The organism is Georgenia thermotolerans (genome assembly GCF_009193185.1).
Taxonomy (GTDB): Bacteria; Actinomycetota; Actinomycetes; order Actinomycetales; family Actinomycetaceae; genus Georgenia; species Georgenia thermotolerans.
This window is the reverse complement of sequence record NZ_VUKF01000012.1, coordinates 75,963-91,570: the sequence shown is the minus strand read 5'-3', so window position 1 is coordinate 91,570 and position 15,608 is coordinate 75,963. Positions and strand designations below refer to the sequence as shown.

Annotated in this window: 14 protein-coding genes; 2 read left to right on the top strand and 12 right to left on the bottom strand. The window is 73.1% G+C overall.

Features of this window, described 5'->3' with window-relative positions:
- Positions 1-21: 21 nt before the first annotated feature.
- The 7 genes from GD970_RS07655 to GD970_RS07625 all read right to left on the bottom strand — a co-directional run bounded on the left by GD970_RS07655 (position 22) and on the right by GD970_RS07625 (position 7,806).
- Positions 22-1,275, bottom strand: a complete 1,254-nt coding sequence (locus GD970_RS07655; protein WP_152202300.1) for an NAD(P)/FAD-dependent oxidoreductase — start codon at positions 1,273-1,275, stop codon at positions 22-24.
- 1 nt (position 1,276) lies between these two features.
- Entirely contained in the window at positions 1,277-1,597 is a 321-nt protein-coding gene (locus tag GD970_RS07650) for a 2Fe-2S iron-sulfur cluster-binding protein (RefSeq protein WP_152202299.1), read from the bottom strand.
- An 11-nt stretch (positions 1,598-1,608) separates the two neighbouring features.
- On the bottom strand, positions 1,609-2,349 hold the full coding sequence (locus GD970_RS07645) for an SDR family NAD(P)-dependent oxidoreductase (protein WP_152202298.1): 741 nt from the start codon (positions 2,347-2,349) through the stop codon (positions 1,609-1,611).
- Positions 2,346-4,244: a PEP-utilizing enzyme gene (locus GD970_RS07640; RefSeq protein WP_152202297.1), complete on the bottom strand. Its 1,899-nt coding sequence runs from the start codon at positions 4,242-4,244 to the stop codon at positions 2,346-2,348. The genes GD970_RS07645 and GD970_RS07640 overlap by 4 nt, the downstream gene beginning before the upstream one ends.
- Positions 4,245-4,464: 220 nt before the next feature.
- Positions 4,465-5,544 carry a PEP/pyruvate-binding domain-containing protein gene (locus tag GD970_RS07635; protein ID WP_152202296.1) on the bottom strand — a complete coding sequence of 360 codons (1,080 nt, stop codon included), beginning with the start codon at positions 5,542-5,544 and terminating at the stop codon, positions 4,465-4,467.
- Position 5,545: 1 nt separating this feature from the next.
- On the bottom strand, positions 5,546-6,808 hold the full coding sequence (locus tag GD970_RS07630) for a cytochrome P450 (RefSeq protein WP_193314902.1): 1,263 nt from the start codon (positions 6,806-6,808) through the stop codon (positions 5,546-5,548).
- Between the two features lie 74 nt (positions 6,809-6,882).
- Positions 6,883-7,806: an IclR family transcriptional regulator gene (locus GD970_RS07625; RefSeq protein ID WP_152202294.1), complete on the bottom strand. Its 924-nt coding sequence runs from the start codon at positions 7,804-7,806 to the stop codon at positions 6,883-6,885.
- Positions 7,807-8,115: 309 nt separating this feature from the next.
- On the opposite strand from GD970_RS07625, the gene GD970_RS07620 reads away from it, so the two are divergent.
- Entirely contained in the window at positions 8,116-9,423 is a 1,308-nt protein-coding gene (locus GD970_RS07620; RefSeq protein WP_226925222.1) for a DUF2252 domain-containing protein, read from the top strand.
- Between the two features lie 89 nt (positions 9,424-9,512).
- Here the strand turns inward: GD970_RS07620 and GD970_RS07615 are convergent, their stop codons facing one another.
- From GD970_RS07615 to GD970_RS07600, 4 genes are read right to left on the bottom strand one after another with little or no spacing between them, the layout of a single operon-like run.
- On the bottom strand, positions 9,513-10,550 hold the full coding sequence (locus GD970_RS07615) for a phosphotriesterase family protein (protein WP_152202292.1): 1,038 nt from the start codon (positions 10,548-10,550) through the stop codon (positions 9,513-9,515).
- Positions 10,551-10,554: 4 nt separating this feature from the next.
- Complete coding sequence (locus tag GD970_RS07610) at positions 10,555-11,604, bottom strand: DMT family transporter (RefSeq protein WP_152202291.1); 1,050 nt, start codon at positions 11,602-11,604, stop codon at positions 10,555-10,557.
- A gap of 38 nt (positions 11,605-11,642) precedes the next feature.
- A complete protein-coding gene (locus GD970_RS07605) occupies positions 11,643-12,569 on the bottom strand; it encodes a ribokinase (protein WP_152202290.1) in 927 nt (308 codons plus the stop codon).
- 1 nt (position 12,570) lies between these two features.
- On the bottom strand, positions 12,571-13,341 hold the full coding sequence (locus tag GD970_RS07600) for a glutamine amidotransferase (RefSeq protein ID WP_226925221.1): 771 nt from the start codon (positions 13,339-13,341) through the stop codon (positions 12,571-12,573).
- Between the two features lie 149 nt (positions 13,342-13,490).
- Between GD970_RS07600 and GD970_RS07595 the strand changes: the two genes are divergently transcribed.
- Positions 13,491-14,495: a LacI family DNA-binding transcriptional regulator gene (locus GD970_RS07595; protein ID WP_152202288.1), complete on the top strand. Its 1,005-nt coding sequence runs from the start codon at positions 13,491-13,493 to the stop codon at positions 14,493-14,495.
- Here the strand turns inward: GD970_RS07595 and GD970_RS07590 are convergent.
- Positions 14,492-15,484: an LLM class flavin-dependent oxidoreductase gene (locus tag GD970_RS07590; RefSeq protein ID WP_152202287.1), complete on the bottom strand. Its 993-nt coding sequence runs from the start codon at positions 15,482-15,484 to the stop codon at positions 14,492-14,494. The two genes, GD970_RS07595 and GD970_RS07590, sit on opposite strands and share 4 nt — an antisense overlap.
- Between the last annotated feature and the right edge of the window lie 124 nt (positions 15,485-15,608).

The following is a 15,608-nucleotide window of genomic DNA, read 5'->3' as shown; positions in this document are numbered from 1 at the left end:
GCGGGCCGGGCGGCGCGGCGGTCAGGCCGGCCGGGCCAGGCCCTTGAGCGGGACGGCGGCGTCGGCGACGAGATCGGCAGGGATCGTCGCGCCCTGGGCGAGGGCGTTCTTGACGGCCATGAAGTCGAGGGGGTGGTTGACGCAGTCGGCGGCGATGAGCCGGCCGGCGCGGTAGTACAGGACGGAGAACTTCCCGCGGGCGTCGTCGCGGCGCACCACGGTGGCGTCGTGGCCGAGGGACAGCCCGGCGATCTGGAGCTTGAGGTCGCCCTGGTTGGACCAGAACCAGGGGATGCCGGCGTACTCCTCGCGCCGGCCCACCACGGAGTAGGCGGCGACCTTGGCCTGCTCGACGGCGTTGTTGACGCTCTCGAGCCGCAGCCGCTCCCCGGCCGGGGAGCCGGGCACCGGGTTGGGCAGGTTGGCGCAGTCGCCCACCGCCACGGTGGCGCCGTCGGAGGCGCGGGCGTAGCGGTCCACGACGATCCCGTTGTCCACGGCCAGGCCCATCTGCTCGGCGAGCTCGGTGTTGGGCACGACGCCGATGCCCACCAGCGCGATCTGCGCGGGGATCACCTCCCCGTCCGCGAGCTCGACGCCGGTGAGGCGCCCGCCGTCGCCGTCGTCGCCCACGAACCGGGCGACCTGGGCGCCGAGCCGGATGTCCAGCCCGGCGGCGCGGTGGGCGCGCAGGAAGTACTCCGAGGTCTCCTCCCCCACCGCCCGGCCCACCAGCCGCGGCCCGGCCTCGAGCACGGTGACCCGCTTGCCCAGCGCGTGGGCGCTGCGGGCCGCCTCGAGGCCGATGAACCCGCCGCCGATGACGACGACGTCGCGCGCCGCGGGCATCGCGGCCTTGAGGGCCAGCGCGTCGTCGGCGTTGCGCAGGTAGAGCACCCCGGCCAGGCCGGCGCCGTCGACCTCCAGGCGCCGGGCCCGGGCGCCGACCGCGAGCGCGAGCCGGTCGAAGGCGAACGCCCGGCCGGAGGCGGCGTGGGCCGTGCCGGAGCCGTCGGCGCGGCGCTCGATGCGCTCGATCCGCTGGCCCTTGACCAGGTCGACGCGGTGCTCGTCCCAGTACTCCTGGCTGCGGAAGATCAACGACTCCTTGCCGACCTTGTCCTGCAGGAACTCCTTGGACAGGGCCGGGCGCTGGTAGGGCCGGTGGTTCTCCTCGCCCAGGAGGGTGATGGGCTCGTCGAAGCCGAGGGCCCGCAGCGACGCGACGAGCTGGACCCCGGCCTGGCTGGCGCCGACGATGAGCAGTCCGGTCATCTCACACCTGCGTCTCGGGCGTGGTCACGTGCAGGTCGCAGCCGTCCTTGAGGCGCAGCTGGCAGGACAGGCGGGAGTTGTCCTCCCGGTCCACGGCGGTGCCGTAGAGCATCTCGTCCTCCATCTCGCTCATGGGGTCGAGGCGGTCGAGGTCGTCCTCGTCCACGAACACGTGGCAGGTCGCGCACGACAGCGACCCGCCGCACTCGGCGACGATGCCCGGCACGCCGTTGCGCACGGCCGTCTCCATGACGGAGTCGCCGACGTTGCCCTCGACGACGCGGGTGGCGCCGTCGTGCTCGGTGTAGGTGATCTGCGGCATGGTGCTCTCCTTCAGATGAACTGGCGGCCGCCGTCGACCACGAGGGTCTGACCGCTGATGTACGAGCTGTCCGGACCGGCGAGGAAGCGGGCGGCGCCGACGACGTCCTCGGGCTGGGAGGGCCGTTTGAGGGCGGCGCGGTCCACGCCGTAGCTGGCCGCGTCCTCCATCAGCGCGTAGCTGGCCTCGGTGAGGGTGAAGCCCGGCGCGATGGCGTTGACCCGGATCCCGCGCCGGCCCAGCTCCTTGGCCATGACCCGGGTCAGCCCGATGACCCCGCCCTTGGAGGCGACGTAGTGCATCCACTGCTCCGAGCCGCTGAGGACGGTGGCCGAGGAGATGTTGACGACGGCGCCGCCCTCGCGCAGGTGGGGGCTGCACGCCCGGGCGCACAGCCACGGGCCCTTGAGGTTGACCGCCATGACCCGGTCCCACTCGGCCGGGTCGATCTGCTCGAACGGGCTGCGGGTGATCCCGGCGTAGATGGCGGCGTTGTTGACCAGGACGTCGATCCCGCCGCCGCCGAAGGCGGCCACCTCGGCGGCCATGGCCTCGGTGGACTCGAGGGAGGTGACGTCGACCTCGACGGCGAGGGCCTGGGCGCCGCGCTCGCGCACGAGGGCGGCGGTCTCCTCGGCGCCGGCGACGTTGACGTCCACCACCGCCACCCGGGCGCCGGGGTCGGCGAACCCGAGCGCGAACGCGCGCCCGAGCCCGCCGGCCCCGCCGGTGATGAGGACCGTGCGGGTCACTGCACCGCCCCGCTCACGGCCGCGGGGGCCTGCTCGCCGCCCGCCTGCCCGGACGCCGCGGAGGTCTCGTCGGCGTCGTCGAGGATCGTGACGGTGCCGGCGTTGCCGTCCACCCGCAGCCGCTGGCCGGTGCGGATGGTCGTCGAGGCGGAGCCGGTGCCGGTGACGGCGGGCAGGCCGTACTCGCGGCAGACGATGGCGGCGTGGCTCATCATGCCGCCGATGTCGGTGACGGTGGCGCGGATCTTGCCGAAGATCGGGCCCCAGCTCGGGGCGGTCACCGTCGCGACGAGGATCTCGCCCTCCTGGACCTCGGCGAGCTGGTCGGCGTCGTGGACGACCCGGGCGACGCCCTCGACCACCCCGGGGGAGGCGGCCATGCCGCGCAGCCCGGCGAAGTCGTCGTCCTCGCCGGCGCCGAGCCACTGCTGGACCTGCTCGGTGGTGATGCCCCAGAGCATGCGGGTGAACGGCTCGGTGATCGACGCCGGCGGGGTGTTCAGCGCCGGGGCGGGGCGGGCGGTCTTGAGCGCCTCGACGATCTTGCGGCGCCGCTCGATCTCCGCCGGCCAGTAGACCGTGCCGATGGCTCGGTGCGGGGCGCCGACGCCCCAGCCGGTGACGAGGTCGAAGAGGACGTCGCGGACCTCGTTGCGGCTGAGGTAGAGCAGGTCGTCCGGCTCGGTCCAGAGGCCCTCGCCGTGGAGCATGCGGCTGAGCTCGCGGACCTTGCGCCAGAAGACGCCCATGGTCCAGTGCTCGATGTAGAAGTTGTGGTTCTCCACGTAGGGGTACGCGGTGGCGGCGAGCTGACGCTTGGCGTCGAAGGCCGCCTGGGTCTCGCCGTCGAGCAGGTCGCGGTACTCGGCGACGATGCGCTCCTTCTCCGCGACGAGCTCGTCCTTGGGCCGCAGGATCTGCTGGCCCTCGTCGAGGCGGCGGATGTAGTCGGCGATGTAGCCGAGCGGGATCTCCTGGTGCTCGTTCCAGTACTTGTCGTGGCCGTAGAAGCCGTTGCCGACGGTGAAGTTGAACCAGGGGTCCTGGGCCTGCTCGTAGCGGGCGATCCACCGCTCCCCGCCGGGCGCGGCCGCGACGGCGGCCAGGGTGGCGGCGACGTCGTCGGTGTTGCCGAAGGCGCCCTGCAGGCCCAGCTCGACGGCGAGGGTGGCGAGCTCCTTGAGCTCGTCGTCGGGGCGGAAGAGCTCCATGTCCACGCCCTGCACCATGGTGGCGATCGCCTGGTCGGGGATGCCCGGGAAGACCTCCTTGCAGAAGTTGAAGAAGTCCAGGTAGGCGATGTAGCCGAGGTTGAGGAACTCGAAGTGGTACTGCCAGTTCTGGTAGCACAGCTGAATGAGCCGGTCGTAGCTCTCGAGGAGCTTCTCGCTGCCGTCCTGCGCCTTGCCGGAGGTGATGTCCTCCATCGGGACGATGTCGGGCAGCTTGGTGAACTGCAGCGTCTCCATCTCGTCGATGGTGGCCCGCACCTTCTGCTTCCACTGCTCGAGCAGGCGCTCCCAGTTCTGGAAGTAGTAGCCCACGCGCTCCTCGAACAGGGGCACGCGCGCGGCGATCTGGTCCTCCGGCACCGGGATCGGGGACATGTAGAGGTAGCCCAGGTGCACCCGGAACTCGATGCCGTTGGCGTTGGGGATCATGAGGTGGCGGGCGTTGTACTGGCCCAGGCACTTCACGGCGAACTCCCCGCCGATGGTCTCGAACGGCTTGAACACCGTCGGCCAGTGCTGGCTGTCGCAGAACCAGAACTTCTCGTCCTCCTCGGCCTTCAGGGCGTCCTGGAAGACGAGGTAGTAGGGGTAGATCTGCTCCCAGCCCTCCGCGCCCGCGGGCGTGGGGAGGTCGAAGGGGCTGGGGAAAGACTTCCGGGCCATGGCTCACCTTTCGGTCGGCTGCGTCGGTGCAGCGTGGGGGGCTGCGGCGTCGTCGCCGCAGGGGCGAACACTGCGTGCTGCGGGTGCTGCGTGGAGGGACAGGGTCGTGCGGTGTGGGTCTCGTGACGGGTCGGTTTCGTGCTCTCGATCTCGTTGCGTGTCGTCTGGTGCCCGTGCGGTGCGGGGTGCCGGTCGGGCGCACCGGTCTATCGATACGCCGCTATCGACCGGCGGCGGCGAGCAGGCTGCTCGTGATGCCGGCGATGCCCAGCGCGGTGGCGGCGGCGGTCGCCTTGGGCTTCTCCTCGCTCTTGCGGGCCGACCAGACCGTCTCGGGCCGGGACTGCAGGAGCAGGAGGTTCTCGCCGTCGGGCAGGTCGGCGTCGAGGGCCCACTCGATGTCCTGCGGGCAGCCGTAGTGCTTCTCGGCCCGCTTGGCCATGGCGGCCACCGCCCGGACCTCGGCGTCGGTGAGGCTGCGGCGGGCCCGGCGCTCGGCGTCGACCTCGCGCTCCACCAACGACCTGGTGGCGGGGTCGGGCACGAGCTCGGCGTGCTTGTCGCCGAGGGTCTCGGCGACCACCGTGAGCATGACCTTGTCGACGCGGAGGTTGTCCGGGGTGACCTGGCCGGAGACGACCATCTCGCCGAGGCCGTAGGAGGCGTCGATGACGATCTTGGACCGGTCGCCGTTGGCGGGGTCCACGGTCATGGCCACGCCGGAGGCGCGGGCGTTGACCATCTTCTGCACGGCGACGGCGATGGACAGGCCCTCGTCGGGCACCCCGTTGCGCAGCCGGTAGGTGATCGCCCGGCTGGTGTACAGCGACGCCCAGCACTGGCGGATGTGGTCGGCGACCTCGCGCCACCCGGTCAGCCACAGGTAGGTGTCCTGCTGGCCGGCGAAGCTCGCCTCGGGCAGGTCCTCGGCGGTGGCCGAGGAGCGCACCGCGACGGGCACCTCGCCGCCGCAGCGGGTCATCAGCTCGTCGTAGGCGGCCTTGGTCTCGGCGCGCAGCGGTTCGGGGATGGGCCGCGAGCAGATCTCCTCGCGGATGCGGGCGGAGACGGCGTCGACGTGGGCGACGTCGTCGGCGTCGAGGCCGGCGAGCAGCTCGCGGATGTCCTCGGCGATGCCGGCCGCGGCGAGGAAGGCGTCGTACAGGGCGGTGGTGACGGCGAAGCCGGGCGGGACCGGCATGCCGGCCGCGGTCATCGACACCAGCGAGGCGCACTTGCCGCCGAGCAGGTCGTGCTCGGGGGCCAGGCCGGCGTCGAAGAACTGGATGTAGGTGGTCATGTCAGGCCTCCCAGGTGACGGGGACGGCGACGGGCACCCGGAAGGAGAGGTTCTCCCGGAAGTCGATGCCGTCGGGGTCGGCGAGGGTGAGGTGCGGGGCCTTGGCGGCCACCTGCTCGAGGACGATCCGCGCCTGGAGCTTGGCGAGCATGTTGCCCAGGCAGTAGTGGATGCCGAAGCCGAAGGACAGGTGCTCGCGGGCGTTGGGGCGATCGATGTCGAAGACCTCGGCGTCGGCGAAGTGGGCCTCGTCGCGGTTGGCCGAGCCCATGAGCAACAGGACGTTCGCCCCGGCGGGGATGTCGACGCCGCCGATGCGCGCGTCCTTGAGGGCCTTGCGCCGCCAGCCGACGATGGAGGGGCTGTAGCGCAGCACCTCCTCCACCGCCGCCTTGATCTTCTTGGGCTCGTCGACCAGGGCCTGCCACTGGTCCTTGTGGGCCAGCAGCACCCGCAGGGAGTTGGCGATGAGCGTCGTCGTCGTCTCGTGGCCGGCGAAGAGCAGGCTGTAGGCGATGGAGGCGATCTCGTGGTCGGTGATCTCGGCGCCGGCCTGCTGGTCGCGGACGAGGTCGGCGATGAGGTTGTCCCCGCCCTGCTCGTGGGCGCGGGCCACCAGGGCCAGGCACTCCTGCCAGTACTCGACGAGGTTGTGCGCGTGCGGCACCTGCTCCTCGTCGCTGAGGTCGCCCCACGTCATCGCCGCGCGGGAGTCCGACCAGCGCTTGTAGGTGTCGATCTGGGAGACGTCGGCGCCGAGCAGCGTGAGGATCGTGATGGTGGGGATGTCGTAGGCCAGGTCGCGCACCAGGTCGGCGCGGCGCTCGGGCCGGGCGAGCATCTTGTCGAGCAGGTCGTCGACGTTCTGCCGGATGAACGGCTCGAGCACCTTGTACCGGCGCGGGGTGAACTCGCGCTGGACGATCTCCCGGATGCGGGTGTGCTCCGGAGGGATGCGGGCGGACAGGCCCGAGTAGGCGGTGAAGCCGCCCTCGGCCATGATCTGCTTCGCCTGCGGGCCGCGCTCGCGCACCGGCGCCTGGGCGTTCTCGCTGCTGAAGGTCTCCCAGTCGGCGAAGACCGCCTTGATGTCGTCGTAGCGGGTGACCACCCAGTAGCCGATCCGCTCGTCGAACATCACCGGCTCCTCGGCGCGCAGCCGGGCGTAGGCCGGGAAGGGGTCGTGCTGGTCGAACGGGACGTACCCGTGGTGGTCGACGGGGCAGCCGGTGGGCTGCGCCGTCACGTCCTGCGTCGTTGCCATGTCCGCTCCATCGCTGATCTCGAACGTGGGGTCCATACAAGCCGCCCGGCTCGCGCGGGGCCAAGGCGGTTCTTCTACTCAGTGGAAGCCGGGTGGGGGTTTGCCCCGGTCTCGGCGGGCCGGGTGTCGGGCGGCCCGGCGTCGGCGGGCCCGGTGTCGGCGGACCGCCCGGGCTGGGCGTCGGCCGACCGCCTGCCCGCTGAACCGGCGCCCGGGCGGAACGTGGACAGGATGGTCGAGAGCGGGAACGGGGAGGTGACCCGCTCGATCTCCGCGGCCGCGCCGCGCAGGGCGGGCAGGTAGCGGGTCATCGACGGCGCCTGCGCGGCGGCGACGACGAGGCCGAGCCCGGCGCCCACCCGGCCCTCGCGGTGGAACACCGGTACCGCGATCGAGCAGGACCCCGCCCGCGCCTCCTGCTCGGTGACCGCGTAGCCCTGCCGGGCGATCTGCTCGAGCTCGGCGCGCAGCCGCGCGGGGTCCACGCGGGTGGCCGGGGTGAAGGACTCGAGGTCGCGCAGCAGGTAGGTGTCGCGGAACCAGGGCTCCTCGTAGGCGAGCAGCACCTTGCCGACGGCGGAGACGTGCAGCGGCAGCCGGCCGCCGACCCGGGCGGCCCGCGGCACCCGCTTGGAGCTGTAGATCCGGTCGACGTAGAGGACGTCGGGGCCGGAGCGGATCGCCAGGTGCGTGGTCTCCTGGGTCACCCCGAAGAGGTCCTGAAGGATCGGCCGCGCCCGCTCGCGCATCTGCCGGCCGGCGTGCTGGCCCAGCTCCCACAGCCGCATGCCCACCCGGTAGTCGCCGCCCGGGTCGCGGTTGAGGGCGCCCCACTCCTCCAGCTCCCCCACCAGCCGGTGGACCGTGCTCAGCGGCAGGTCGCTGCGGGCGGCGATGTCGGTGAGGGACAGGGCGTGCGGGCCGGTCTCGAAAGCGGCGAGGATGGCGAGGACCTTGGAGGTCACGCTCTGCCCGGGCGTGCGCGCGCCTCCCGCCACCGTGCCCCCTTCACCTCCGCCGGGCGCCGGGCGCGCCCTCGCTCGGTCAGGCTAACCGGTGGCGCCGCGGCGCCGGCTCGAGGGTCCGGAAGAACTCCACGGGCTCGATAAGGGGTCATGGGCTGCGACCGCTCACCCCTCCCGGGGGATGGGGGCAGCGGGGGCGGCGCGCACCATGGAGGCATGGACGCTCCGGCGACCGCGCAGCGACGCGCCACCCCCGAGGATCGCCTCCGCGCGGGCGCGCAGGCCCGCACCCGGGTCCCGCCGGCCTCGCACGCGGAGCTACCCACGGAGGAAAGAGACCCCGTGGGAGTGCTGGCCGACCAGATGCCCTCCCGCCTGCCGGACCTCGTGCCCATCCGGCACGCCCGCATGTCCGCCTCCGCGTTCGCGTTCTACCGCGGCGGCGCCGCGATCATGGCCGCCGACCTCGTGCGCACGCCGGCCTCCGGGTTCACCGCCCAGCTGTGCGGCGACGCGCACCTGGTCAACTTCGGCATGTTCGCCTCACCCGAGCGTCGGCTGCTCTTCGACATCAACGACTTCGACGAGACCTTCCCCGGCCCGTGGGAGTGGGACGTCAAGCGGCTGGCGGCCAGCGTCGTCGTCGCCGGGCGGGAGCGCAGCTTCTCGGACAAGCAGGTCCGCCGGGCCGTGGAGGCGACGGTGCGCAGCTACCGCGACGCGATGGCCTGGTTCGCCGCCATGGGCAACCTCGAGGTCTGGTACGCCCGCGTGGACGTCGCCCAGCTGCGCCAGGACGTCGCCGACAAGCTCGGCAAGCGCGGCGGCCGGCGGGTGGACAAGGCCATGGCCCGGGCGCGCCGACGCGACCACCGGCACATGCTGGCCAAGCTCACCGAGGCAGCCGACGGCGGGCGGCGGATCGTCGACGCCCCGCCGCTGGTCGTCCGGCTCTCGAGCCTCGCACCCGAGGTGCAGGCCGACGAGATCGCCGCGACGATCGAGAGCCTGGTCCGGCACTACGCCCAGTCGCTGCAACCGGGCACCCGCGACCTGGTGAACTCGTACACCTTCGTGGACATGGCCCGGAAGGTCGTCGGCGTCGGCAGCGTGGGCACCCGCTGCTGGATCGTGCTCCTGCAGGGCCGCGACGGCAACGACCCGCTCTTCCTCCAGGTCAAGGAGGCCCAGCAGTCCGTGCTCGCGGCCCACCTCGATCCCATGACCGAACGCCACGAGGGACGGCGGGTCGTCAGCGGCCAACGCATCATGCAGGCCGCCGGCGACGTCTTTCTCGGCTACGACCGGGCGGTCGGGCTCGACGGCCAGACCCGTGACTTCTACGTGCGCCAGCTCAACGACTGGAAGGGGTCGGTGGACGTCGAGAAGATGGTGCCCGAGGGGCTGCGGCTCTACGGGCGGCTGTGCGGATGGACGCTGGCCCGGGCGCACGCCCGCTCCGGCGACCGCATCGGCATCGCCGGGTACCTGGGCGACGACGAGGAGTTCGTTCACGCGGTGGCCGACTTCGCCACGGCCTACGCCGACCTCACCGCGCGGGACTTCGCCGCCTTCGGCGAGGCCGTCGCGCGGGGCGGCTGCCGACCGCCGGTCCCGCCCTCGCGGCGTAGGGCGGCCCCGGGGCCCTGAGCCCGCGACGGGGCGGCGCCCATCGCCGCCATGACGGCACCGGCCCCACCCGCCGGTCGGCGGGCGGGGCCGGTGCCGCGCAGGCGCGGTCAGGTCAGCAGCGCCGCGGGGTTGTCCCGGACCAGACGGTCCAGGGTCTCCTCGGGGACGCCACGCTGGCGCAGCATCGCGAGGAACACCGTCGGCACGAACGCGAACCCGTTGCCGCCGTGCTGCGTCCACATCTGCTTGAGGAACAGGTCGTGGCTGAGCAGCAGCTGCCCGGCGTAGCCGGCCTCGGTGAGTCCCGCGACGGCGTCGGCGGTCTGGGGCGCCGTCGGGGAGACGCCCTCCTTGGGGAAGGTGATGTCCAGGCCGATCATGTCGAACTCGAGCCACACCCCCCGGTCGAGCAGGGCGCGCTGGTAGTCCGGGTCGTCCCCCGACGGGTCGGAGTGCGCCAGGGAGACCTTGGCCGGGTCGACCCCCACCTCGTCCAGGACGATGTCGAGGATCTCGTGGGCGTGGCGCTCCCAGCCGGGCAGGTGGATGTTCAGCGCGACCGAGGGGTGGTTCAGTTGCGCCGTCGCCGCCGCGCGCAGCGAGGCCCTCTCACCGTCGGTGAAGGACGGGGAGATGCCGATCTCTCCGATCATCCCCGGCCGGATGCCGGTCTCCCCGACGCCGTGGGTGAGCTCGTCGGAGATGGCCTGGGCCTGCTCGTCGACGCTGCGGGCGGTGATGGCCGCCCCTTCGAACTTCTCGAGGTAGGCGCCGGTCGACATCACGACGTTGAGCCCGGTGCGCTCGGCGACCGCGCGCAGCCGCTCGGGGTTGCGCCCGATGGCCGGTGTGCCGGTGGCGTCGACCACCGTGCGGCCGCCCACCCGGGCGAACGCCTCGATCTCCGTCACGACGGCGTCGACCGGCTTGTCCGCCATGTTGTCGGCGCAGCAGTAGGGGTCCTGCCGCAGCGCCCACTGGTGGGCGGCGCTGACCGGCCGGCCGACGAGGACGGCGGAGAAGTCGTAGGACGGCTCGTCCACCACCCCGGAGAGGTCGTTGAACAGGTGCTCGTGCGGGAGCACGATGCCGAGGTCCTCGCGGGCCACCGGGCCGGTGACCGTCTGGACGTATCCGGTGCTCATGCGATCACTTCGCCCCCACGGCCGCCTCGGCGCGCCGGGACGGGATCATCGCGATCCCGGCGGCCACCAGGGCGACGAGCGTGCCGAGCAGGGTCACGGCGTGGACGACGTGGCCGGGCGCCGGGATCAGGGTGTCGATGAGGACCGAGCCGACGAGCTGGCCGGCCGTGGAGGCCAGGCCGAGCAGCAGCAGCCCGAGACCGCGGACCAGCAGGGCCATCAGCGCGATGGACATCAGGCCGAGGGGGCCGCCGAGGTACATCCACCAGGTCTCCGGCAGGGCGAAGTCGACGCCCGAGGTCACGGCGCGGATGAGGTAGGCGACGAGCAGCGCGGTGAAGCCGACGAGGAAGTTCCAACCGATGGCGACGAACATCGAGCCGGTGGCCTTGGCGACGTTGGAGTTACCGGCCGGCTGCCAGCCGGCGAGCAGGCCGCCGACGAAGGGCAGGATGGCCAGCGCGATGACGTGCGGGGCCTGGAAGTTCGGGGAGATGACCAGGACCGTCGAGGTCACGGCGAGGAGCGCGCCGAGGATGCGGGGGGCGGACAGCGGCTGCTTGACCGCCACGCCGACGCCCAGCCGGTCGCACACGACGCCGGAGATGACCATGCCGGAGATCAGCGAGATCTGGAACGTGGCCACGCCCAGCCCGCCGACCGAGACGCCCTCGGACAGGACGATGACGGCGCCGCACAGCCCGGCGAGGAAGTTCGGCCACGGGATGCGCCGCTCCTTGATGATCCGCGGGATGGCGAGGGCCTGCTCCCGGGTCGACCTGCGGGAGAAGACGATCACGAACATCAGCACCAGGCCGGTGCCGAAGGAGATGAGCGCGGCGGCGTGGCCGTCGCTGAGCCAGGTACCCAACCGCCCGTTCACGGCGGACTGCATCGGCCCGAGGGTGCCCGCCAGGACCGTGGCCAGGACGAGCAGGGCCGTGGCGGTGGTCTTCCGCGTCGGCGTGCTCCGCGGGGCCGGGGCGTCGGCGACCGCGGCGGCGACGTTCCCGCCGTCGGGAACGTGGGACGACGGCGTACGGGTATGCGTCATTGCTTTCTACCTTTTCCCTAGTGGTGCTGCCGGAAGCGCTACCTGGTGGCGCCTGCGGCTTCCGGAATTTCGTCACGGCGGGGCAGGGAGTCCATCGCCCCGTGACGGGTGGTGGTGACGGCGGCGACCCGGGTGGCCCAGCGGGCCGCCTCCAGGAGCGGAGCGCCGTCGAGGAGGGCGTCGACGAGACCGGCGCAGAAGCTGTCTCCGGCGCCGGTGGTGTCGACCGCGTCGACCGGCAGGGCCGGGACGTGCACGGCGTCGCCGCCGTCGCCGGGGACGACGAGCGAGCCGTCGTCGCCGAGGGTGACGACCCAGTCGGCGCCGGAGCCGATCGACCGGGCGGCCGCCTCGACCTCGGCGAGGGTGCGCGGCTCGTCCGGCGCGCCGGCGAGGTTCCCCAGCTCGAAGCGGTTGGGGACGATGAGGTCGAAGCGGGCGAGCAGGTCGTGGGGCAGCGGGCCCTGGGCCGGGGCGGGGTTGAGGATCGTGAGCCCCGGGGCGGTGGCGACGACGGCGCCCAGCGCCTCGACCGGCGTCTCGAGCTGGCAGAGCACCGCCCGGGCCCGGCGGAGCGTCTCCGCCCGCTCCCGGACCATCTCCGCCGTCACCGCGGCGTTGGCCCCGGCGTGGACGACGATCGTCGACTCCGGCCGCTCCCACAGGACGATGGCGGTGCCGGTGCTGCCCGGCTCGCGCGCGACGGTGGCGGTGTCCACGCCCTCGGCCGCGAGGCGGCGCAGCACGAGGGCCGCGGCGTCGTCGTCGCCGACGGCGCCGACCATGGCCACCCGCCGTCCCAGCCGGGCGGCGGCGGCCGCCTGGTTGGCGCCCTTGCCGCCGGCCGCCCGTTGCATGCCGCGGGCGAGGATCGTCTCGCCGCTGCGGGGGATCGCCGCGACGTCGAGCCGCAGGTCGACGTTGATGCTGCCGACGACGACGACGTCGAGGGCCTGCCCGCTCATGTCAGGCAGCGCTTTCGTCCGCGGCGGGCAGGTCTCCGGCGAGCCAGCGGACCGCCCGGTCGAACAGGACCGCGTAGCCCTCCCAGTCCATGAACTCCCGCGGGGCCCAGTGCGGGGAGATGTCCGAGGCGAAGGCGAGGGTGCGCCCCTCCCCGACCTGGCGCACCGCGAGCAGCGGGGAGTCCTCGATCGTGGCGAGCACGGTGGCGTCCTCGCGGGCCTCGAGCCGCTGGTAGCCGAGCAGGATCGGCCACTCCGCGTCGAGCCCGTCGGTGATCGGGTGGGCGACGCCGGCCAGCCGGCCGCCGATGCCCTCGGGGGTCTCGACGCGGTCGTCGTAAGGGGAGATCCGCACGGGCAGGACGTCCTCGACCGCGGTGCGGTGGTAGTTCGCCCGGCCCTGGAAGCCCTGGAAGCTGAGGTAGCCGCCGGCCATCGCCAGCGCGCCGCCGCCGCGCACCCACTCGGCGAGGAGCTTGAGCCGGTTGGGCGCCGGGCGCCCCTGGGCGAAGACCACCGGGGGCAGCAGCAGGGAGTTGGACCCGATGTCGGAGAGCAGGACGACGTCGTACGCGCCGAGCTCCTCGAGCGTCGAGGGGAAGTGCTCGGCGACGTCGTGGGACTGCAGGTGGGTCACCTCGTGCCCGGCGCCGCGCAGCGCCTCGAGCAGGACGGCGCACCCGATCTCGACCTGGGCGTGCGGGAAGGCGTCGTAGCCCTTGTAGTCGGTGGCCGCGTTGACCCAGGACTCGCCCGCGAGAAGAGCCTTCATTACCACTCCTTGCACCGTTGCGTTGGTGCGCATCTTTTGCGCAACGTGTTGTGTGCGACACTATGAGACGTGCTCGCCCGACGTCAAAACCGGAGGGTCTGGGCAGATTCACCGCGCGGTAAGGGTGCGGCGCACCGATGGGAGTGGCGATGACGCTGACGCAGGTGGCGCGAGAAGCGGGAGTGTCCGTCTCGACGGTGTCCCGGTATCTCCGGGGCCAGCTGAAGGTTCAGGACAAGACGGCGCAACGGATTGACAACGCCGTGCGAACCACCGGCTACCGCGTGGACCGGGGCGCCCGACGCGACGGGTTCATCGCCATGGTGGTGGCCGAGCTGACCAACCCCTTCTACGCGTCCCTGGCCGAGGAGTGCTCCACGCTGGCGGCCGAGGCGGGCTACTCGCTCCTCATCGCCGCCTCGGGGCGGCAGCACGCGCGCGAGAACGCCCTCAGCGCGCAGCTGTCGAGCACGGACAGCATCGCCGGGCTCATCTTCGCCGGCATGCACCGCACCAACCCCGAGCTCGAGCGCGCCATCGCGGGCGGGCTGCCCGTCGTCGTCATCGACGAGGAGGTCGACCTGTCCCCGAGCACGGCGGTGTCCACGGTCACCGTGGACAACTACGGCGGCGCCTACCAGGCCACGAGCTACCTGGCCACGCTCGGGCACCGCCGCATCGCCCACGTCGGCGGCCCGCCCGGGCTGCTCACCTCCGAGGACCGGCTGCGCGGGTACCGCGACGCGCTGGCCGCGCACGGGCTGGCGGCGGACGAGACCCTGGTGCTCCGCGGGCCCTACACCGAGGAGTACGGCGCGAGCGTCGTCCCCTACCTCACCCGGGTCGAGGCCCCCACGGCGGTGTTCGTCGGCAGCGACATCGTCGCGGTCGGCCTGCTCAGCGGGGCCGAGCTCCAGGGGCTGCGCATCCCGGAGGACCTGTCCGTGGTCGGCTGCGACGGGATCCAGCTCGGCCAGTGGCTCCGGCCGCGGCTGACCACCCTGGCCCAGCCCGTGCGGGCGCTGGCCCACGCGGCGCTGGAGGCGCTGGGCCGGGTCATCGACAGCCCCGGGGAGACCACCCGGCAGGTGCTGCCGCTCCAGCTGGTGGTCCGGGGCTCGGCGGTCGCGCCCCGGACCACGCCCGAGGCCTAGACCCCCACCCGCGCCTCGAGGGCCGTCGCGAGGCCGTCCAGCGCGGCCACCCGGTCGGGCCCGGTGGGGGTGAGGACGACGCTGGTGGCGCCGGCGCGGTGGCGCGCGGCGATGCCGGCGCGCACGCGCTCGCTCGTCCCGGCCAAGGACAGCTCGGCGACCCACTCGTCGGGGAGGCGGGCGGCGAACTCCTGCGCGCTGCCGGACGCGGCGCGCAGGGCGGCGAGGTCGTCGGCGAAGGGCAGCCCGGCCACGTGGGGGCGCCAGTCCGGCTCGCCGATCGGGGCGAGCGCGGGGCGCACCGTCGCCCAGGCGGCCTGGTCGGTCTCGGCGACGGCGGCGACGTCGTAGGTCACCACCTGCGGGGCAGGTCCGTCCGCGGGGGCGCCGGCGGCGAGGTGGCGCAGGGCGGCGGTGATGTAGGTGGGGTGAGCGGGCTCGGCCAGGATGACGCCGTCGGCGACGGCCCCGGTCAGCTCGAGGGAGCGCGGCCCGCGCACGCCGAGCAGCAGCGGCGGGACCTCGTCGGGGATCTCCTCGAGCGTGAGGTCGGCGGTGCGCACGTACGTGCCCGCGGCGGCGGTGTGCCCGCGGAGCAGGGCGCGCAGCGCCTCGGTGTACTCCCGCAGGAGGGTCAGCGGGCTGGCGGGCCACACGTCGACCTGCTTCATCCAGCCCGGCATGCCGTGCCCGAGCCCGACGGTGATCCGGCCGGGGTGGAGCTGTTCGAGGGTCGCGACCTCCATGGCGGCGAAGGCGACGTTGCGCACGGCGGCGGGCAGGATGCCGATGCCGACGTGGATGCGTGAGGTCACGCCCAGCACGGCGGCCGTCTGCGCGATGCCGCCCCGGTAGCCGAGGTCCTCCACGGTCCACAGCTCGTCGAAGCCGAGCTCCTCGGCCCGGACGGCGAAGTCAAGGATCTGGCCGACGGGCAGGTCGCGGGGCAGCATCACTCCGACGCGTCCAAGGCGGCTGGTATCAGTCATGGGGCGCTCCTTCGGGCATGGCGGGGGCCGCGGATCGCGCACGTGGCGACCCGCGGCGGGGAACAGGGCTTGGCCGCAGTCTGGCAGGCCGGCGGCGAGAACCGAGAGGACCACCGTCCCGGCG

Bases quoted from the DNA above. Each gene is read 5' to 3' on its own strand.
- GD970_RS07655 (WP_152202300.1), bottom strand. From the start codon at position 1,275: ATGACCGGACTGCTCATCGTCGGCGCCAGCCAGGCCGGGGTCCAGCTC.
- GD970_RS07650 (WP_152202299.1), bottom strand. From the start codon at position 1,597: ATGCCGCAGATCACCTACACCGAGCACGACGGCGCCACCCGCGTCGTC.
- GD970_RS07640 (WP_152202297.1), bottom strand. From the start codon at position 4,244: ATGGCCCGGAAGTCTTTCCCCAGCCCCTTCGACCTCCCCACGCCCGCG.
- GD970_RS07635 (WP_152202296.1), bottom strand. From the start codon at position 5,544: ATGACCACCTACATCCAGTTCTTCGACGCCGGCCTGGCCCCCGAGCAC.
- GD970_RS07630 (WP_193314902.1), bottom strand. From the start codon at position 6,808: ATGGCAACGACGCAGGACGTGACGGCGCAGCCCACCGGCTGCCCCGTC.
- GD970_RS07615 (WP_152202292.1), bottom strand. From the start codon at position 10,550: ATGAGCACCGGATACGTCCAGACGGTCACCGGCCCGGTGGCCCGCGAG.
- GD970_RS07610 (WP_152202291.1), bottom strand. From the start codon at position 11,604: ATGACGCATACCCGTACGCCGTCGTCCCACGTTCCCGACGGCGGGAAC.
- GD970_RS07605 (WP_152202290.1), bottom strand. From the start codon at position 12,569: ATGAGCGGGCAGGCCCTCGACGTCGTCGTCGTCGGCAGCATCAACGTC.
- GD970_RS07600 (WP_226925221.1), bottom strand. From the start codon at position 13,341: ATGAAGGCTCTTCTCGCGGGCGAGTCCTGGGTCAACGCGGCCACCGAC.
- GD970_RS07595 (WP_152202288.1), top strand. From the start codon at position 13,491: ATGACGCTGACGCAGGTGGCGCGAGAAGCGGGAGTGTCCGTCTCGACG.
- GD970_RS07590 (WP_152202287.1), bottom strand. From the start codon at position 15,484: ATGACTGATACCAGCCGCCTTGGACGCGTCGGAGTGATGCTGCCCCGC.